The organism is Cellulomonas sp. SG140 (assembly GCF_025770785.1).
Taxonomy (GTDB): Bacteria; Actinomycetota; Actinomycetes; order Actinomycetales; family Cellulomonadaceae; genus Cellulomonas.
Genome location: NZ_JANZLA010000001.1, coordinates 42579 through 60993, shown reverse-complemented (window position 1 = coordinate 60993; position 18415 = coordinate 42579). Strand labels below are relative to the sequence as shown.

Sequence of the window (18415 nt, the reverse complement as noted above, 5' to 3'; positions counted from 1 at the left end):
TCCCGCGTCGTCCCCTCACGCCGTGCGCCGCCTGGCCGCAGCCGGCACGACGAGCGCCGCGGCGGTCAGCACCGCCAGGGCGATCAGGACGGCGCCGTCGCGCATCGACGCGGCGTAGGAGCCCGAGACGGCCAGGACGAGGCTCATGCCCAGTGCACCACCGAGCTGGTGCACCGAGTTCACCACGCCGGAGGCGGCCCCGGCCTGCGTCGGGTCGACGCGAGCGATGCCGGACGCCGTGAGGGGTCCGAAGGCCAGCCCCTGGCCGGCACCGACCAGCACCATGGGCAGGGCGACGCCCGGCAGGTAGGCGCTGCTCGGACCGACCAGGCCGAGAGCCGCGGTGCCGACGGCCGCCAGCGCCAGCCCGGTGACCAGGAGCACACCGGCGGGCACCCGACGCTGCAGCCGGGTGACGGAGACCGCGACGGCGAAGTTCACGGTGGTCATGGGGAAGAAGCCGAGCCCCGCGGCGAGCGCCGACCAGCCCCACCGCGCCTGCATGAACTGGCTGGTGAACACGAAGAAGCCCATCATCGCGCCCATGAACAGGGCGCGAGCGGTGTAGGCGCCGACGCGCTCGCGGTCGCGGAAGAGCCCGAGCACCAGCACGGGCTGGGCGGCCGACCGCTCGACGAGCACCAGCCCGGCGACGAGGAGCACGCCCGCCAGCATGGCGACGAGCACCCCGGGGTCGGTCCAGCCGCGCTGCCCGACGCGCACCAGTGCGTACACGAGCGCTGCGGGTCCGGCCGTCGCGAGCGCAGCCCCGGGCAGGTCCAGCCGCCCGCGCGAGCGGGGCGTCTCGGGCAGTACGCGCAGGCCGGCGGCGAGCATCGCGATCCCGATCGGCACGTTGATGAGGAAGCCGGCCCGCCACGTGACCAGGTCGGCCAGCAGCCCGCCCGCGACGAGGCCGACGCTCGCGCCGATGCCCGCCACCGCGCCGTACGCCGTCGTGGCCCTGGTCCGCTGCGGCCCGTCGGGGAAGGAGGCCGTGAGCAGCGCGAGCGTCGAGGGGGCGAGGACGGCGGACCCCAGCCCCTGGGCGGCGCGGGCGCCGACCAGCAGGGCGCCCGTCGGGGCGAGCCCCACCGCGGCGGAGGCGAGCGTGAACAGCACCAGGCCGACGACGAACGTGCGGCGGCGGCCCAGGACGTCGCCGGTCCTCGCGCCGAGCAGCAGCAGCCCGCCGAAGGCCAGCAGGTACGCGTTCACCACCCAGGCCAGTGACGTACGGCTCATCGCGAGCTCCGCACCGATGTGCGGCAGGCCGGTGATCACGATCGAGTTGTCGAGCACCACCATGAAGTAGCCCACGAGGATGATCCCGAGCACGGCGCGGGGGTGCGGTGGGGCGTCGGCCGCCCGGGGTGCGCGGCCGGGCGTCGAGGTGACCTGGTTCTGCGTCGTCGTCATGCCGCCAAGGCAACGACGGACCCGCACCGCGGGGGAGGGCGGGACGTTCCGGGTAACGCCCGTACCTCCCAGCGGGTGCGGGCGGACCGTACCGTCGGCCCATGGACCTGAGAGCCGAGACGCGTGAGTTCCTCAGGAGCCGCCGGGCCCGGATCTCGCCGCAGCAGGCGAACCTCCCCGCGTACGGGCGCACCCGACGCGTGCCGGGGCTGCGGCGGGAGGAGGTCGCGATGCTCGCGGGCGTGAGCATCGACTACTACACCCGGATGGACCGCGGGAACCTGGCCGGCGTCTCGGACGAGGTGCTGGAGTCCCTCGCGGACGCCCTGCAGCTCGACGAGGCCGAGCGCGGCCACCTGCTCGACCTGGCGCGGGCGGCCAACGCCTCCGGCGTCGCTCGCTCCCGGGCCCGCCGGACCCCGCCGCCCGCCGTGCGGCCCGAGGTGGCACGGATCCTCGAGGTGATCGACTCACCGGCGTTCGTCCGCAACGGCGTGCTCGACGTGCTGGGCGCCAACCTGCTCGGCCGCGCGCTGTACGCGCCGCTCTACGACTCGCCGACCCACGACCCGGGACACCCGGTGAACGTCGCGCGCTTCCAGTTCCTCGACCCGGCTGCGGCCGCGGCGTTCTCCGGGGACAGGCTCGAGCAGCTGGCGCACGACGCCGTCGCCAGTCTGCGCGCCGAGGCCGGCCGCAACCCCTACGACCGGCGGCTGACCGACCTGGTCGGGGAGCTGTCCACCCGCAGCGACGACTTCCGGCGCCTGTGGGCCTCGCACGACGTGCGGCACAACCGGTCGGGCAGCAAGGTGTTCCACCACCCGGTCGTCGGCCGCCTCGACCTGGACTACGAGGTGCTGACGCTGCCGGCCGACCCGGGTCTGCAGCTGAACGTCTACACCGCCGCGCCGGGCTCGGCGTCCGACGACGGCCTGCGGCTGCTCGCCTCGTGGGCCGCCACAGAGCTGGCGGCGGCGCTCGACGGCGACCCGGCATGGGCACCGCCGACGGCTGGGCGCTGATGGGGGCGGCAGGCCGCGACCGTCGGGTGCGGGGACGGACGCTCGCAGCGTGGACGGCGACCGTCGTGGCCGTCGTGGCGGCGGTGGCCCTGGGCCCGGTCCTCTGGCTCGAGGTCGACGAGGGTGCCACGCCGCCGGTGTCCGCGGCACGGCTGCCGGCCGGCGTCGAGGAGGTCGGTCAGGAGCGCCAGTGCGGGTCGGGCGGCTGCTGGTGGCAGCTTGCGCTGGAACCCGCGACGGGCGCGCAGGACGACGTGCTCGCCGCCGGGAGCCGAGAGACGTGCGCGGCGCGCAGCTGGATCGATCGCCGCACCGTCTGCACCGGCGTCCAGCTGCACGGCGGCCGGCTGACGGCGTACGTGCGCTACCAGCGGCTCTCCGATCTCGGCTGAGCCGAGCGACGCGGGGCGCCCGCGGATGCCCGACGTCGGTCAGGAGCGGAAGGCGTCCCACAGCCCGAGCAGGTACTGGGTGCCCAGCGCCCGGTCGTACAGGCCGTAGCCGGGCCGGGGTCGCCGCGTCGTGTTCTCGTCCCACAGGTGCCGGCCGTGGTCCGGACGGACGTAGCCGGTGAAGCCCGCCTCGGCGTAGGCCTTCATGATCCCGATCGTGTCGACGGAACCCTCGGAGGCGCGGTGGCCGACCTCGGTGAAGCTGCCGCCGGGCAGGTGCTTGATGTTGCGGACGTGCGTGAAGTGGATGCGGTCCATGAAGGTGCGTACCGCGTCCACGGCATCGGCCTCGGGGTTCGACGAGAAGCTGCCCAGGCACAGCGTCAGGCCGTTGTAGACGCTGTCGTTCAGAGCCAGCACCGTCGCCAGGTCGTCCTTGGTGGAGACGACGCGCGGCCAGCCGAACAGGTCGAACGCCGGGTCGTCCGGGTGCACGCCCAGCTTGACGTCGTACTCCTCGCAGGTGGGGATCACCGCGTCGAGGAAGTACTTGTAGTGCGCGTACATGTCGCCGTGCGTCACGCCCTGGTAGGCCTCGTTCAGCTCGGCGAAGTGCGCGAGGCGCTCGGGCTCCCAGCCGGGCATCGTCAGGGCGCCCGTGCCGGCGGCCATGTCGGCGATCAGCTTCTCCGGGGTCAGCCCGTCCACGACCTTCTGGTCGTAGAAGAGCGCGGTGGACCCGTCCGGCAGCGGGTGGAACAGGTCGGTGCGCAGCCAGTCGAAGACGGGCATGAAGTTGTAGCAGACGACCTTGACGCCGGCCCGGCCGAGGCGCTCGATCGTGGTGACGTAGTTCGCGATCGCCTCGTCGCGGCTCATGCCCAGGACGGTGGTGCCGAGCTTGATCGACTCGTGCACGTTGACGGACTCGACCACCTCGGCGTCGAGCGTCTTGGTGACGCCCCGGGCGCGGTGCTCGTCGGTCAGCTGGGTGATCGTCGCGATCTCCGCCGCGATCTCCGCCTCCTCCCAGACCTCGCCGGCCTGCTTGTGGTGCAGCGACCAGACGACGGTCTGCACGCCGGGGATCTGGCGGATGTCGTCGAGGGAGACGGTGTCGTTCCCCTCGCCGTACCAGCGGAAACCCATCTTCATGTCCGCTCCTGTGCGGGTAGGTCGCCGGACGTGCCGGCGAGCGTGTCGGCCGACCGGCCGACGCACGCCGCGACGGTGCGGCGACCTGACGGAGCGCCGGGCGACCGGACCCGATACTGCCCCGAACCGCGGGCCCGAGGCCAGGCGCCGCACGCGGACCGCCGTCGTGCGCCTGCACAGGGTTCCCGCAACACCTGCGCCGGACGTGCCCAGCCGTCGCCGAGCGCCCCGACAGGAGCCTCAGACCCGCCACCTAGACTCCGCGCGTGGACCACATCAGCTACTTCCAGGCCGTCGTCATCGGGCTGCTGCAGGGCGTGACCGAGCTGTTCCCCATCTCGAGCCTGGGTCACTCGATCCTGGTGCCGGCCTGGATCGGCGGGAGCTGGACGGCGCTGGTCACTGACCAGTCGAAGGCGGAGTCGCCCTACCTGGCCTTCATCGTGGGCCTGCACGTGGCGACCGCCCTCGCGCTGGTCGCCCTGTTCTGGCGGGACTGGGTCGGCATCGTCCGCGGCTTCTTCACCTCCCTGCTGCGCCGCCGCATCGAGACCACCCACGAGCGGCTGGCCTGGCTGATCGTGGTCGCCACCATCCCGGCAGGGCTCCTCGGCCTGGTGCTGGAGCACTCGCTGCGGACCCTGTTCGCCAAGCCGCTGTTCGCCGCCGTGTTCCTCACCCTGAACGGCCTGGTCCTGTTCGCCGCCGAGCGGCTGCGCCGGCGTGCGCCGAGGCACCGTCCGGCACCGGACGCGGTCGACGCGGAGGGCCCGGTACCCGGCCTCGACGTCGCGATGACGCAGCAGGTGAGCGTGCGGGACGCGAGCGTGATCGGCCTGCTGCAGAGCGGTGCGCTGCTCGCCGGCATCAGCCGGTCCGGCATCACGATGGCGGGCGGCCTGCTGCGCGGGCTGACCCACGAGGAGGCCGTGCGGTTCGCCTTTCTCCTGGCGACGCCGATCATCCTCGCGGCCGGCGTGCTCAAGGTGCCGGACCTGATGGGACCACTGGGCGAGGGCATCCGTGGGCAGAGCCTGGCGGGCGCCGGTGCGGCGTTCGTGGCGGCGCTCGCGGCAGCGACGTTCCTGCAGCGGTGGTTCAAGACGAGGACGCTGACGCCGTTCGCCGTGTACTGCCTGGTGGCCGGGGTGCTGTCGATCGTCCGGTTCGCCTGACGGAGGCGCCGGCCGGCCGCGTCACCGAGCGGGAAGCTGATCCAGTGCGCGGAGCAGGTCGTCAGGGTTGGCGACGTCTCTGAACTCGACCTCGTGGGCGGTCGTCGTCCCGGACAACCACCAGCCGCCGCGTCCCGAGATGCTGGAGCCGAAGCCCACGGTCGCGTGCGTCCCGTTCCGGCTGCGCCGGACGGTGACCGCCGGGCCGGGCATCCGAAGCTCCACCGTCTTCCGGGGCAGCACAGCGACCGCTCTCCGGTTGGTCAGCACGTACGTGGATCGGGAGGCCGTCCAGCGCTTCACGAAGAATCGGCCGACCGTGATGTAGGCCCCGATCAGCACGAAGGGCACTCCCCAGAGGCGGAAGAACAGGGGAGCACCTGAGGAGACGACGCCGAGCTCCCAGAACACCGCGAACCCGGCCCAGAGCACGGAGAAGGGGACGAGCAGGAGGTCCTGCGGCCCGAAGACGACGGCCGGGTCCGGGTGACCGGTCCACACGATGTACTCGTCGACGGCAAGCCTCGCGAGAACCGAGTCCGCACCGGGGGTCATGAGGACAGATGGTGGCACGTCGTCTCCCGGCGCGGTCCGACGGTGGAGGGACGTACGGTGACCTGCGAGACGATCGACGGACGGAGGCGGCGGCCGTGAGCCCCCTGGAGACCGGGCGGTTCAAGGACCTGTTCCGTGGGCACCCTGCAGGCGTCGCCGTGGTGGGGCTGCGGGGACCGGACGGTGCCCTGGTGGGCCTGACCGTCACCTCGGTGATCTCGGTCTCCGCCGAACCGCCGATCCTGGCGTTCTCCATCGCCTCCACGTCGTCGTCGTGGCCGGCGGTGCAGGCGGCCCGGACGCTGGCAGTCAGCTTTCTCGCCGACGACCAGCACGAGCTCGCGGCGCGGTTCGCGCGGCACGGCATCGACCGGTTCGCGGACGGCGGGTGGCACCTGCTGCCGACCGGCGAGCCCGTGATCGAGCGCGCCGTGGCCTGGATCCAGGGCGAGGTGGTGCAGCGCGCGCCGGTGGGCAGCAGCTACCTGGTGGCGGTGCTTGCGCAGCAGGCCTCCGACCGTCGGGAGGCGCACCCCCTGGTCTACCGGGACCGGACGTACCACCGGCTGAGCGGGCGTCGCGAGCCGTGAGGAGATCCCTTGGTCGCGGAGGCGCGGACGCGCGGACCGTCTCGGCGGGGGTGGGCGCAGCCGCCGGGCAACGCCGCGACGGGCGTCGTCGTCCCGGCGCCGGGTAAGGTCGGGGCGCCCGCAGGGGAACCCGGGCCCGTCGAGCAGAGGGCAGAACGCGTGCGAAGGCTTCTCGGCACACTGACCGGCAAGGCGGTCGCCGCCGCGGTGCGGCTGCGCGGACGCAGCGCGGGGCAGGCGATGCCGGGGCGGGTGGTCGAGCGGCTGGTGCCGGGCTACCTGGCCGCCGTGCTGGGACAGCTGCCGCGCGGCGTGGTCATGGTCACGGGGACCAACGGCAAGACGACCACCACCAAGATGGTGGTCGAGGTGCTGCGGGCCAACGGGCTGCGCGTGCTGACCAACGCGACCGGCAGCAACATGACGCGCGGCATCATCAGCAGCGTCAGCCAGCAGGCGCACCTGACCGGGCGGCTGCCGTTCGACATCGCGGTGTTCGAGCTGGACGAGGCCTACGCCCCCCAGGTGGCGGCCGCCGCGCCGCCGGCGTGGGTGCTCGCGCTGAACGCCAGCCGCGACCAGCTGGACCGGTTCGGCGAGGTGGACACCGTCGCGCGGCTGATCACCAGCGCGATGCGCGCGGCGAGCACCGGTGTGGTGGTCAACGGTGACGACCCCCGGCTGTCCTCCGGCGCCCCGACCACAGGGGTGCGCGTGGAGCGGTTCGGGGTGGCACCGGACCTGCTGCGGTACTTCCCGCGGGACGACGAGCTGGTGCGCACCGGAACGGGCGCTGCGACGCACATGGCGCCCGGCACGGTGACCGGTGAGCTCGAGGAGCCGGCCCCGGTCCCGCCGGTGCCAGGGGTGGAGCTGCTCGCGTTCGACGGTGACCGTGCGCGCTACCGGGTGGATGACCAGGAGGTCGACGCGCGCCTGCAGGTGACCGGTCAGCACAACTTCCAGAACGGTGCCGCGGCGCTGGCCCTGGTGCACGCCCTGCTGCCGGACGTGCCGGTGCGCACGCTCGTGGACCAGCTGGCCGACGTGCGACCCGCGTTCGGCCGGGGCCAGGTGTACGCGCTGCCGGGCGGCGGGCGTGTGCAGCTGAACCTGGTGAAGAACCCGGCCAGCTTCCGGCAGGGCCTCGCGTCCTACGTGCGGGAGGGGACCACGGTCGTCGTCGCGGTCAACGACCTGGTCGCGGACGGCAGGGACCTGTCCTGGCTGTGGGACGTGGACTTCTCGCCGCTCGCCGGGCGCGAGGTGGCGATGACGACGGGGATCCGGGCGGTCGACATGGCGTTGCGGCTGAGGTACGACGACGTGCCGGTCGGTCGCATCGAGCCGGACCTGGAGGCGGCGGTGGCGCTCGTCGCCGGCACGCCGGGGGAGACGGTGGTGTTCTCCACCTACACCGCCATGCTGCGGCTGCACACCATGCTCTCGGCATCGGCCGCGAAGGGGACCGCACGATGACCCTGCACCTGGTGCACCTGTACCCGGACGAGATGAACACGTACGGGGACCGCGGCAACCGGCTGACGCTGCTGCAGCGGGCCCGGTGGCGCGGCCTCGACCCGGTGGTGCACTTCGTCGGCATCGGCGACGACTTCCCGGAGGAGACCGACCTGGTGCTGGGCGGTGGCGGCCAGGACTCGGCGCAGGCGGACATCCAGGCGGACGTGCTGCGCAAGGGCGACCGGCTGCACCAGCTGGTCCGCGACGGCGTGCCGATGCTGATGGTGTGCGGCACGTACCAGCTGCTCGGCCGGCGGTTCCGCACGCACGAGGGCGAGGAGATCGCCGGCATCGGCGTGTTCGACGTGGAGACCATCGGCGGGGACCGGCGGCTGATCGGCAACGCGGCGGTGCAGACCGAGGCGTTCGGCACGCTCTACGGCTTCGAGAACCACAGCGGCCGCACCCGGCTCGGTGCCGACCAGCAGCCGCTGGGCCGGGTGCTGCGCGGCAACGGGAACAACGGAGAGGACGGCACCGAGGGCGCCCGCACGGGCAACGCCATCGGCACCTACCTGCACGGCCCCCTGCTGCCGGCGAACCCCGTGCTGGCGGACGCCCTGCTGTCCCTGGCGCTGGCGCGACGTGGTGAGCCGGCGCAGCTCGAGCCGATCGACGAGCCGCTGGTCGAGCGGTCCCGCGCGGAGGCGGCGACGCGGGCCTACTGACCGTCGGCCAGCCGCTGGGGGTTGCATCCGGGCCCCGAAGGAGGACGCTGGAACCAGGACTCGCGCAGTGCGTGAGCAGGGAGTCAGCGATGACGACGACACCCGTTCCCCCGGCCGGACCGGCGCTCGAACCGTCCGGCGGCACACCCCCTCGCGGCCCGGTGCATGCGGCGCTCGCGGCCCTCGTGGCCGACGGCACGCTGAGCCCGGCCCAGGGCGACGCGGTGCTGACCGCGATCGCCCGTTCGGAGGCCGCTCCGCCCGGCACCTCGCCGGCGGCGACACCGCCGGCCGCAGTCGCTGCTGCGTCACCCGCGGCGTCCGTCGCGGCGCCGGTCGGGCAGCCGGTCCCCGCGTGGCGCGGCCGGCTGCTCGAGGCGGGCGTGTACCTCGGCAGCGTCTTCGTGCTGGCTGCCGTCGCGCTGGTGGTGCAGCAGTCGTGGTCGACGATCTCGCGGAGCACGCAGCTGCTGCTCGCCGGCGGCCTCACCGCCGTGGCTGCGGTGGCCGGGCTGCTGGTCGGCTGGCCGGTGCGACCGCAGGTGGTCGGCACCGACCCCCGGCACGCGGTGCGTCGGCGGTCCGCGAGCGTGGTGCTGACCCTCGCGGTCGCCCTGGCGGCGGCCACCGCGGTGCTCCTGGTCCGGGAGGCCCGGTGGTCCGGCGTCGTGGCCGCCGGCGTCGCGCTCGTCCTGATGCTCGCCGTGCACCTGGTGGCGCCGAGCGTGGTGGCGGAGCTGGCGATGTTCGGCGCAGGTGCCGTTCTCCTGGGGATGGTCCCGGAGGCCGTGTGGCCGGTACCCCAGGGAGCGGGCGACGTCTACGACTTCGCGCGGACGGACCTGACGAGGGGCCTGCTGCTGTTCGGGTACGGGGTGGTCTGGGCCTGGCTGGTGTCGCGCCGGCTGCCGCACCGACAGCTCGGTGTGGCGCTCGGGCTGGTCGCGGCGGTGATCGGTGCCCCGACCACCGCCGGTCGGGGGATGCCCGTGGCCGCCGCCCTCCTCGGTGTCCTCGCCGTCGCTGCCGTCGTCACCTACCTGCGCGACCCGTTGTGGGCGTGGATGGTCGGTGCCGTCGGTGCTGCGTTCCTGGCCGTGGTCCTGATCGGCAACCGGACGATGGGCCCCGCGCTGACCTTCCTCGTGGCCGGGCTGGTGCTGCTCGGGGGGACCGCGGCGGCGGTGGTGGTGGGCCGCCGTCGGGCGGCGCGCGCCGGCGACCGCGGGTCGACCTGACGGGCGACCAGCGGCTGGTCGGAGGTCGGCCCGGAGAGCGAGAGGTGGGTGCCGTGCCCGTCGGGACGTCGCTCGCGGGGGCCGACGATGTGGTGCGGCTGCTCGACGCCCCGGCCGGCGCCTACGTGCACGTCCCGTTCTGCTCGTCCATCTGCCCGTTCTGCCCGTACAACAAGGTGCGGCTGGGCGACGTGCCTGCCGTGCCGTACCTGGAGGCCCTGCGCCGGGAGGTCGACGCGGTCGTCGGCGCGCACACCGCCCGGTTCGGGTCGTTCACCTCGCTGTACGTCGGGGGCGGGACGCCCACGCTGTTCCCGGAGGTGCTGGCCGACCTGGTCGATCGCGTGCCGACGACGGGGCGGCGCGCCGTCGAGGTGCTGCCGACCCACGCCACGTCCGCACGGCTCGACGTCCTCGCCGCCGCGGGGTTCGACGCGGTCAGCATCGGCGCGCAGTCGTTCCACGACCCGGTGCTGCGTCGGCTCGGCCGGCCGCACGACGCGGCCGCCTCCCGCCAGGCGGTGCTGGCGGCGGTCGGGCGCTTCGCCGTGGTGGACGTCGACCTCATCGTCGACGTCGCGCTGCCGGGATCCTCGCCGGCCGCCGCGACCGCCGTCCGCACGTTCCTCGACGACGTCGCCTGGTGCTTCGAGACCGGCGTCGACCAGGTGTCGACGTACCCGTTGATGCGCTTCGGCTACACGCCGTTCGGTCTCGCGCCGCACGCGCGTCGCCGTGAGCACGCCGTGCTGTCGCACGTCGCGGAGCTCGCGCGTCGCCGCGGCTACGAGCGCCGCTCGGTGTGGACGTTCAACCGCGTGGGCAGCGCGCCGTACACGTCCATCACCCGGCGCCGGTTCCTCGGCATGGGTGCCGGCGCCTCCTCCGTCACCGGCAGGGACCTGCTGGTGAACCACTTCGGCCTGGCGGCGTACGAGGCGGCGGTCGCCGCCGGCCGGCTGCCGCTCGCCCGACGCTTCCACCTCGGCGCGGTCGGCGGAGCGGCGTACGAGGCGTTCTGGCAGGCCTACGCCGGTGCGGTCGACCCGGCCGCCCTCGCCGCGGCCTACGGCGCGCTGGGTGCCGGACCGGTGCGGGCCCTGACGGGCGTCGCGCGGGCCTTCGGGCTGGTCAGCCCGGACGACGGGCTGCTGCGGCTGACGCCGCGCGGCTACGACCGGTTCCACGACCTCGAGCGTGCGGTGACGTACGGGCTGATCGAACCGCTGTGGGCCCAGATGCTGCGTGAGCACGCGGGCGGGGCGGTGCAGGCAGCGGGCGGCTGGGCCCGACCCGCCCGAGGGCGCAGCGGCCCGTTGTGGTGGCTGGCTCGGGCGCTGACCGAACGCCGGGCGCCCGACGGTGTCCGGCCCGCTGAGAGGAGCTGACGTGCACCCGTTCTACGAGCACAGCGCCCGGCTGGTGACGGACCGGGACACCCGCGCGCTGGGGCTGGTGTCGATGGCCGCGTACCTGCTGTTCTGGGCCGCGGCGATCCCGGTCGCGCTGCGCGCGCTGCGTCGTGCCCCGGCACCCGTGGGCCAGGTCGGGAACCGGGACCCCGCGCTGGAGATCGTCCGGGCGCGGTACGCCCGGGGAGAGATCGACGAGCGGGAGCTGGGGGAGCGGACCCGGGCGCTCCGGCGTCAGTCGGTGGGCGGGGCGGGCCGGAGGTAGGGCTCCAGCAGCTCGTGCGCGAGGCCGCGGGCGCGGCGTTCGCTGACGCCGTCCTCCACCATGCGGCTCACGGCGTACACCAGGGCCTGGATCAGCTCGGCCGTGCGGTCCGGGTCGCTGCTGCCGTGCTCCCGGAGCGCGGCGACGAGGGGCGTGCGCAGCTCCTCGTGCAGCAGGTGCGTCGACTCGGCGAGGGCGTCCGAGCGAGCGACCGAGGCGAGGGTCATCGCGAGCGCGTGATCGCCCCGCGCGACGAGGTGGACGTTCGCGTCGACGTACGCGAGCACCTTGCCGCCGGGCGTCGACTGGCGGGCCATGCGCTGGTGCACGTAGCCGGACCACCGCGGGAACGTGTCGGCGACCAGGGCGTCGAGCAGGTCCTCACGGGAGCTGAAGTAGGAGTAGACGCTCGACCGGGCCAGGCCGGCCCGTTGGGCCACGTCCGCCAGAGCCGGCGCCTCCGTCGCGCCCTCCGACAGCAGGCCGCGGGCGGCGTCGAGCAGCGCGGTCCGCTGCGCCGCGCGGTGCTCGGCGACGGTCGGTGCCTGGATGCGGGGCACGGCGGCCTCCTCGCTGCCGGGTTGGGCTGCGCGAGCGCGGAGCCGCGGAGCCGGGTCGGACTCATGATAACGACGGGGTGTCGAGACCCCCGGGCGGCACCGATTGATTTTGCCGACACGGTGTCGGTAAAGTCGCTACCGTGACCCGACCCGCCGCCGCACCCCCCGCCGTCCCCACCCCGCCGAGCGGGCCGTCCGGGGGCGTGACTCTCGACCGTCGCGCCTGGGCGGCGCTGCTCACCATCGGGTTCGGCGTCGCGCTGGTGATCATGGACGCGACGATCGTCAACGTCGCCCTGCCGGTGGTGATGGCGGACCTGCACCTGACCGCCGCCGACGCCCAGTGGCTCAACGCCTCCTACGCCCTGGTGTTCGCCGCCGTGCTGATCACCGTGGGGCGGCTGGGCGACCTGCACGGCCGGCGGCGGCTGTTCGCGGCCGGGATCGTGCTGTTCATGGCGGCGTCCCTGGTGGCCGGGCTGAGCGGTGGTGCGCCGCAGCTGATCGCCGCCCGGCTGGTGCAGGGGCTCGGCGCGGCGATGGTGGTGCCGAGCACCCTCTCGACGCTCAACGCAACGTTCACCGGGCGGGCGCGCGCGATCGGGTTCGCCGTGTGGGGGTCCGCGATCGGCGGCATGGCCGCCATCGGCCCCCTGCTGGGCGGCTGGCTGGCCACCGACGTGTCGTGGCGCTGGGCGTTCTGGCTGAACATCCCGGTCGGGCTGCTGGTGGTGGTGGGCATCGTGCGGGCGGTGCCGGAGACCCGGGACGCCACCGCGGCGCCGGGACGCGACCCGTGGGGCGTGCTGCTGAGCGCGGTGGGCATGGGCGGCATCGTCTTCGCGCTCATCGAGTCCTCCTGGTTCGGCTGGACGCGGCAGCCGTCCGGCGCGCTGTCCCCGGTCCCGTTCGCCCTGGTGGGCGGGGTGCTGGCGGTGGTCGCGTTCGTGGTCGTCGAGCTGCGCCGCGCGCGCGCCGGGCAGCACGTGCTGGTGGACCTGTCCCTGCTGCGGGTGCGCACGTTCCGGGCCGGGATCGTGGCGGCGCTGATCGTCGCCTTCGGCGAGTTCGGGTTGCTGTTCACGCTGCCGCTGCTGCTGCAGGGCACCCTCGGCTACACGGCGCTCGGGACCGGCGGCGTGATCCTGTGCCTCGCGATGGGCACGTTCCTGGTGTCCGCCGCGCTGCCGCGGCTGAGCGGCCGGATGTCCCAGCGGGCGATCGTGCAGACCGGGCTCGCGCTCGAGGCGGTCGCGGTCGGCGGGCTGGCGCTCAGCCTGTCGACCAGCATCTCGACGCTCGCGCTGTGCCTGTGGCTGTTCGGCTACGGGGTCGGTGTCGGCATGGCCACCGCGCAGCTGACCTCGCTGCTGCTGTCCGACGTGCCGGTGCAGGAGAGCGGACAGGCCTCCGGGCTGCAGAGCACCGTGCGCCAGCTGGGCTCGGCGCTGGGCGTCGCCCTGCTGGGCGGCCTCCTGGTGTCCACGCTGGCCTCGAGCACCCGCGCCAACCTCGCGGGCGCCGGCCTGCCCCCGGCCACGGTGGACGGCCTGACCGCGGCGGTGAAGGACAGCGCCGGCATCGCGATCGCCGGGCTGCAGGGCGCTCCCGGCATGCAGGCCGCGGCGACGGCTGCGGGCGACGCGATGGTGCACGCGAGCCAGGTCACCACGGGCCTGGCCGCCGTGGCGCTGGCCGCCGGCCTGGTCGCGACGTTCGCCCTGCCGAGGCGCGCCGCCCGCTGAGACCGGCCGGGCCCGGCTGGACACGACGCGCCGGACGTCGTCTGATGGGCCGTCCGGCCGGTGAGCGGCCGTCCGCGGCCGGCTCCCTACGCCGCCGCGCCCGCACCAGGCACGGAGGACGCATGCGAGCACGTCGGGTCAGCGGGACGGCCGCCGCGATCGCGGTGGGGCTGGTGGCGGCGTGCAGCCCGTCGACGCCCGCGCCCGCCGGTGTGCACGGTGCCGCCTCGGCCACCGCCGGGGGTGCACCGACCTCGGCGACGGCCTCCACCGCCTCGGCCCCCGCCGCGTCGGCGTCGGCTGCCTCGGCCGCCCGGCTCACCGTGACCACGCTCGCCACGCACCTGCCGACGCCGTCGTCCCGCATGGTGGTGCTGCCCGTCGGCGACCGCCTGCTGCTACTCGGCGGCCTGGCGGGCGGCACCACCACCGCGAACGTCCTCACGTTGGACCCCAGCACCGGTGCGACCTCGGTCGTGGGGCACCTGGCGCAGCCGACGCACGACGCCGGGGGAGCGGTGCTCGGCGGGCGTGCCGTGGTGCTGGGCGGCGGCGTCAGTGCGTCCACGGACCCGGTGCAGGCCATCGCCACCACCGGCGGCACGGGGACCGTGGTGGGCCACCTGCCGCAGGCGCGGTCCGACCACGCGGTGGCGGTGGACGGCGGCACGGCCTACGTCGTCGGCGGGTATGCCGCGAGCGCCGAGCTGGCGGACGTGCTCGCCACCACCGACGGCACCACGTTCCGCACCGTCGCGCACCTGCCGACCACCGTGCGGTACGCCGCCGCTGCCGTGGCCGGCGGGGCGCTGTGGGTGCTGGGTGGGGAGCACCAGGGCACGGCGATCGACCTGGTGCAGCGCATCGACCTGACCAGCGGCGCCGTCACCGTCGCCGGGCACCTGCCGGCACCGCTGTCGCACGCCGCAGCCGCGACCCTCGGCGGTGCGGTGCTCCTGGTCGGCGGCACGCGCGGCGCCGCGCACCAGGACGTCGTGTACCGCCTGGACCCGGCCTCTGGGCAGGTCACCGCCGTCGGGCACCTGCCCGCGCCCACCTCCGACCCGGGGATGGCGGTGCTCGGGGACTCCGCCTACGTCGTCGGCGGCGAGACCGCGGACGCGGCCGGGAAGACGTCCGCGCTCTCGACCGTCGTCCGGATCCAGCTGGCCCCGTAGCGGCCGAGGGCCGGCGCGCTGCTACCGGGCGGCCGGCGCGCCCGTCACCAGGCGCCCGGAGCCGGTGCGGTGAGCCCGACGACCGTCGCGTACGAGTGCGGCGGCACCGGGTCCAGCCCGTCCGGGGTGTTCAGGTAGCCCGGCTGGTCGCCGGCCTGCCCGGTGTGCCCGTACTGCCACACGATCTTGTTCTGCGTCGGGTCGATGACGATCACGCGGTGGTTGGCGTCGTCGTTGAGGATCACGTCGCCGTTCGGCAGGCCCTCGGCCAGCGACGGGTGGTTCAGCCTCCCGTCACCGCTGGCGGGGTTCCACCGCCACAGCGCCTTGCCGGACTGGTCGAACAGCACCACCTGACCCGGGCTCGAGTAGTCGACGGTGACGTACTGGCCGGGCTTGTACTGGCTGGAGTCCGACGGGTAGGCGATGGCCGGCGGGTGCGTGGACCAGTAGACGTGGCCCGAGCGGTCCATCTCCTCGACCCAGTCGCCGTTGATCTCGGTCACCAGGAAGTGCCCGTTCGGCAGGGGGAACACGCCGTTGGGGCTGCCGAAGTGCGACGGCGGGTTGTGCTGGCAGGAGCCGAGGGTGCCGAGCGTCCACAGCGGGCTCTGCGAGGACGGCGACAGGTCGACGATCCGGCAGTTCTTGATGTCCGGGGCGATGACCGTGTGGTCCGGCAGCATCATGCCGTCGTCCGGGTTCCACAGCTGGTTCGGACCCGAGCCGTGCGTGCCGGGGGTGCCGTAGCGCCAGACGATCTTGCGGCTGGCGATATCGATCTGGGTGATGACGAAGTTGTCCTCCTCCGTCGCGACGATGCTCTTGCCGTCGGGCGTGAAGAAGGCGTCGTCGGGGATGAGGAACGTCTGGCCGGGGGCCAGGTCGCCGGCCTGCGGCCACTGCCACAGCACCTGCCCCTGCGGGCTGACCACCACGAGGCGGTTGTTCTTCTTGTCCGCGATGAGGATCGGACCGGGCAGCACGCTGGGGTCCGAGCCGGCCGCGAGGTAGCCGGGGGTGCCGGCCGGTGCGGCGGGCGGCCACGCGGTGGTGGCGGTCGGCGTCGGGGACGGGGTCGTCGCGGCGGGCGAGCTCGCGGCCGGTGCGGACGAGGATGCGGACGAGGGTGCGCCGGACGCCGCGTCCGCTGCCGACGTGGAACGCGGGGTGCCGGAGGGTCCGGCCGTGCACGCGGACAGGATCAGGAGGGCGGACACCGACACGGCGACCAGCGGGCCCGTTCTTCTCATGCCGGGGAGTCTGCGGTGCGGAGGCGCTCGACGCCAACCCGTCCCACGCCGAGCTGGCGTGTCGGCGCGGTGCGGCCGCCCCGCCGATGCGTCCTACCCCGGCCGACCGACGCGGGCCGGTCAGGCCGACGCGTGCTCGACGACACCCAGCACGGTCAGGGTGGCCTGCGCGCCCGCCGCGGCGAAGAACTGCACACCTCGAGGCGTCTGCCCGGTGGCCCGCATCACGTCGAGCGCCTCGAGCGACGCCCACACGGTGTGGATCCGCCACTGCGCGTCGTCGCGGGCGTCGTGCAGCAGGTACGTCTCGACGATGCCCGGCTCCAGCTCCCCGACGCCCTCCCGGTAGGCGCCGACCAGGTCCGCCGCCCGTGCCGGGTCGACCTCGGCCTGCAGGATCGTGACGACCATCGCGCACCTCCACCGGAGCCGTGATGCGTGCATCACACCACCGCGCGGGACCGGCCGCACGGGGCCCGTTACGGTGTGCCCGCGGGTGGTCGGCCCGCGCGAGGCGACGGGAGCGGCGTGCACGACGAGCACACAGGCGGCACGACGGCGCCCGGCAGCCGGACGTGGGCCGTGGTGGTACCCGTCAAGGACGCCCGGCACGGCAAGACGCGCCTGTCGGCGGTGCTGGCACCCGGTCACCGGGCCGACCTGGTGCGGGCGATGGCGCTCGACACGGTCGAGGCGGCACTCGGGTGCGACCGGGTGGCCCGCGTGCTGGTGGTGACGGCGGACCCCGCGGTCGCCGAGGAGGCGTCCCGGCTCCCGCGCGTCACGGTGGTCGGCGAACCGTCGCACGCTGGTCGGCGCAGCGGGCTCGACGCGGCGGTGCTCGCGGGTGCCGCGGCGGCCCGGCGCGACGGGCCGGCGCCGGTGGCCGTGCTGCTCGGCGACGTGCCGGCCCTGCGGCCGTCCGACCTCGCGGAGGCGCTCACGGCGGCGGACGGCGTGGACCGCGGTCTGGTGGCCGACGCACCCGGTACGGGGACGACCATGCTGACGGTCGGGCCGTCCGCGGAGCTGGAGCCACGGTTCGGGACGGGGTCGGCGGCGGCTCACCGGGCGCTGGGTCATGTGCCGCTGGACGTGCCGGCGGCGTCCACGCTGCGTCGGGACGTGGACGTCCCGGCCGACCTGCGGGCGGCGGCGGCCCTGCCGCTGGGGCCGCGCACGGCGTCGCTGGTCGCGCTGCTGCCCGGGCTGGTCTGACCCGGGCCGCCCGGTCAGGCGCGTTCGTCCGACCGCGTCCCGGCGCGGCTGTGGGTCACGGCAGCCGGTCAACCAGGGACAGCGCGGCGGCGGCGATGCGCGCGGTGGTCGGCACGTCGGTCATGAGGGTGCCGGTCGCGGCCGCCGCGAGTCCGGCGAGGGCCAGCTCCGGCACCGCGCCGGCGTCCGCGTGGTCCACCAACCAGCCGTCCAGGATCCCGCCGGACGACCGTGCCCCGTAGTGGCGGGCGACGCCCGCCGCGCTCGTCTCCACGCCGATGGCGTGGTCGCCACGCCACCAGGAACGTCTCTGCGACGACGTCCTGCGCGCTGTCGGGGTCCGTGTGCCGACGTGCGTACGCGTACATGCGCCCGCGTACTGGTCCCACGGCCGAGAGAAGCGGGCCCCCTGCCCGTCGCGAACGTTCACACCCCGTGATGTCCACCGGCGCCGGCGTCTGACAGACGTCCTCGCGAAGCCTCGCGATCCGGCTCGACGCGACAGGCGTCACGGCCGAGGTCCCGCGCGGCGCGCGTGGCAGTGAGCCGGCTGAGGAGGGGCTCAGAACGGGACGGGAGCAGTGGGCACGATGAGCGCAGCGCCGTGGACGCGGCGGCGGCCGACCGGCGTACGTAGGTCGTCGTGGTGCCTGTCAAGGACGCGCGGCGCGGCAAGACGCGGCTGTCGGCCGTGCTCTCGCCTGGCCATCGCGCCGAGCTGGTCCGGGCGATGGCGCTCGACACGCTCCTGGCCGCCCTCGCGTGCGACCGGGTGGCTCAGGTGCTGGTGGTCACCGTCGATCCGTCCGTCGCCGCCGAGGTGACCGGGCTCGAGGGCGCGACCGTCGTCCCCGAACCGCCACACGCCGGTCAGCGCACCGGGTTCGACACCGGTGCCGGTGGCCCTGCTGGCGCACAGCGGCGCTCATCCTGCGGCTGCCGGAATCTCATGTGACGCCGCACCGCTGTAGGCGTTGAACGGGCACGAAATCGCCCACCGGGTGCGGCCCACACTTCCGCGTAGGCCCAGACCAGTGTTCCGCGCG

General features: G+C 74.6%; 20 protein-coding genes. 13 read left to right on the top strand and 7 right to left on the bottom strand.

Annotated features, from left to right (window positions below; genetic code table 11):
- Window positions 1-15 precede the first annotated feature (15 nt).
- A complete protein-coding gene (locus N0B34_RS00290; protein WP_263729166.1) occupies window positions 16-1419 on the bottom strand; it encodes an MFS transporter in 1404 nt (467 codons plus the stop codon).
- 101 nt (window positions 1420-1520) lie between these two features.
- Here N0B34_RS00290 and N0B34_RS00285 point away from each other — a divergent pair, with 101 nt between their 5' ends.
- Window positions 1521-2444: a helix-turn-helix transcriptional regulator gene (locus N0B34_RS00285; protein WP_263729165.1), complete on the top strand. Its 924-nt coding sequence runs from the start codon at window positions 1521-1523 to the stop codon at window positions 2442-2444.
- Window positions 2417-2836, top strand: a complete 420-nt coding sequence (locus N0B34_RS00280) for a hypothetical protein (protein WP_263729164.1) — start codon at window positions 2417-2419, stop codon at window positions 2834-2836. Before N0B34_RS00285 ends, N0B34_RS00280 begins: the two co-directional genes overlap by 28 nt.
- Window positions 2837-2875: 39 nt before the next feature.
- Here the strand turns inward: N0B34_RS00280 and N0B34_RS00275 are convergent, their stop codons facing one another.
- Window positions 2876-3991 carry a mannonate dehydratase gene (locus N0B34_RS00275; RefSeq protein WP_263729163.1) on the bottom strand — a complete coding sequence of 372 codons (1116 nt, stop codon included), beginning with the start codon at window positions 3989-3991 and terminating at the stop codon, window positions 2876-2878.
- A 266-nt stretch (window positions 3992-4257) separates the two neighbouring features.
- Between N0B34_RS00275 and N0B34_RS00270 the strand changes: the two genes are divergently transcribed.
- Window positions 4258-5166 (top strand): undecaprenyl-diphosphate phosphatase, encoded by a 909-nt coding sequence (locus N0B34_RS00270; protein WP_263729162.1) that lies wholly within the window; start codon window positions 4258-4260, stop codon window positions 5164-5166.
- A gap of 21 nt (window positions 5167-5187) precedes the next feature.
- Here the strand turns inward: N0B34_RS00270 and N0B34_RS00265 are convergent, their stop codons facing one another.
- The gene (locus N0B34_RS00265) at window positions 5188-5721 is read right to left on the bottom strand and encodes a hypothetical protein (RefSeq protein ID WP_263729161.1); all 534 of its coding nucleotides are present in this window, start codon (window positions 5719-5721) and stop codon (window positions 5188-5190) included.
- Window positions 5722-5816: 95 nt separating this feature from the next.
- Between N0B34_RS00265 and N0B34_RS00260 the strand changes: the two genes are divergently transcribed.
- From N0B34_RS00260 to N0B34_RS00235, 6 genes are all read left to right on the top strand, one after another.
- Window positions 5817-6311 (top strand): flavin reductase family protein, encoded by a 495-nt coding sequence (locus tag N0B34_RS00260; protein ID WP_263729160.1) that lies wholly within the window; start codon window positions 5817-5819, stop codon window positions 6309-6311.
- A 159-nt stretch (window positions 6312-6470) separates the two neighbouring features.
- Window positions 6471-7790 (top strand): Mur ligase family protein, encoded by a 1320-nt coding sequence (locus N0B34_RS00255; RefSeq protein WP_263729159.1) that lies wholly within the window; start codon window positions 6471-6473, stop codon window positions 7788-7790.
- The gene (locus N0B34_RS00250) at window positions 7787-8500 is read left to right on the top strand and encodes a type 1 glutamine amidotransferase (RefSeq protein WP_263729158.1); all 714 of its coding nucleotides are present in this window, start codon (window positions 7787-7789) and stop codon (window positions 8498-8500) included. Before N0B34_RS00255 ends, N0B34_RS00250 begins: the two co-directional genes overlap by 4 nt.
- 89 nt (window positions 8501-8589) lie before the next feature.
- The gene (locus N0B34_RS00245) at window positions 8590-9738 is read left to right on the top strand and encodes a hypothetical protein (protein WP_263729157.1); all 1149 of its coding nucleotides are present in this window, start codon (window positions 8590-8592) and stop codon (window positions 9736-9738) included.
- A gap of 53 nt (window positions 9739-9791) precedes the next feature.
- Window positions 9792-11126: a radical SAM protein gene (locus N0B34_RS00240; protein WP_263729156.1), complete on the top strand. Its 1335-nt coding sequence runs from the start codon at window positions 9792-9794 to the stop codon at window positions 11124-11126.
- 1 nt (window position 11127) lies between these two features.
- The gene (locus N0B34_RS00235) at window positions 11128-11415 is read left to right on the top strand and encodes a hypothetical protein (RefSeq protein WP_263729155.1); all 288 of its coding nucleotides are present in this window, start codon (window positions 11128-11130) and stop codon (window positions 11413-11415) included.
- Here N0B34_RS00235 and N0B34_RS00230 read toward each other — a convergent pair.
- A complete protein-coding gene (locus N0B34_RS00230; RefSeq protein ID WP_263729154.1) occupies window positions 11385-11975 on the bottom strand; it encodes a TetR/AcrR family transcriptional regulator in 591 nt (196 codons plus the stop codon). The two genes, N0B34_RS00235 and N0B34_RS00230, sit on opposite strands and share 31 nt — an antisense overlap.
- Before the next feature lie 140 nt (window positions 11976-12115).
- Between N0B34_RS00230 and N0B34_RS00225 the strand changes: the two genes are divergently transcribed.
- Window positions 12116-13720 carry an MFS transporter gene (locus N0B34_RS00225; protein WP_263729153.1) on the top strand — a complete coding sequence of 535 codons (1605 nt, stop codon included), beginning with the start codon at window positions 12116-12118 and terminating at the stop codon, window positions 13718-13720.
- A gap of 122 nt (window positions 13721-13842) precedes the next feature.
- A complete protein-coding gene (locus N0B34_RS00220) occupies window positions 13843-14898 on the top strand; it encodes a kelch repeat-containing protein (protein ID WP_263729152.1) in 1056 nt (351 codons plus the stop codon).
- A gap of 44 nt (window positions 14899-14942) precedes the next feature.
- Here the strand turns inward: N0B34_RS00220 and N0B34_RS00215 are convergent, their stop codons facing one another.
- Both N0B34_RS00215 and N0B34_RS00210 read right to left on the bottom strand, forming a co-directional pair.
- Entirely contained in the window at window positions 14943-16151 is a 1209-nt protein-coding gene (locus N0B34_RS00215; RefSeq protein ID WP_263729151.1) for a PQQ-binding-like beta-propeller repeat protein, read from the bottom strand.
- 120 nt (window positions 16152-16271) lie between these two features.
- Complete coding sequence (locus N0B34_RS00210; protein WP_263729150.1) at window positions 16272-16562, bottom strand: antibiotic biosynthesis monooxygenase family protein; 291 nt, start codon at window positions 16560-16562, stop codon at window positions 16272-16274.
- Window positions 16563-16679: 117 nt separating this feature from the next.
- Here N0B34_RS00210 and cofC point away from each other — a divergent pair, with 117 nt between their 5' ends.
- Window positions 16680-17369: a 2-phospho-L-lactate guanylyltransferase gene (cofC, locus tag N0B34_RS00205; protein WP_263729149.1), complete on the top strand. Its 690-nt coding sequence runs from the start codon at window positions 16680-16682 to the stop codon at window positions 17367-17369.
- 55 nt (window positions 17370-17424) lie between these two features.
- Here cofC and N0B34_RS00200 read toward each other — a convergent pair whose 3' ends face one another.
- On the bottom strand, window positions 17425-17643 hold the full coding sequence (locus N0B34_RS00200) for a hypothetical protein (RefSeq protein ID WP_263729148.1): 219 nt from the start codon (window positions 17641-17643) through the stop codon (window positions 17425-17427).
- Window positions 17644-18015: 372 nt separating this feature from the next.
- Here N0B34_RS00200 and N0B34_RS00195 point away from each other — a divergent pair, with 372 nt between their 5' ends.
- Window positions 18016-18324 carry a hypothetical protein gene (locus N0B34_RS00195; RefSeq protein ID WP_263729147.1) on the top strand — a complete coding sequence of 103 codons (309 nt, stop codon included), beginning with the start codon at window positions 18016-18018 and terminating at the stop codon, window positions 18322-18324.
- Window positions 18325-18415 lie beyond the last annotated feature (91 nt).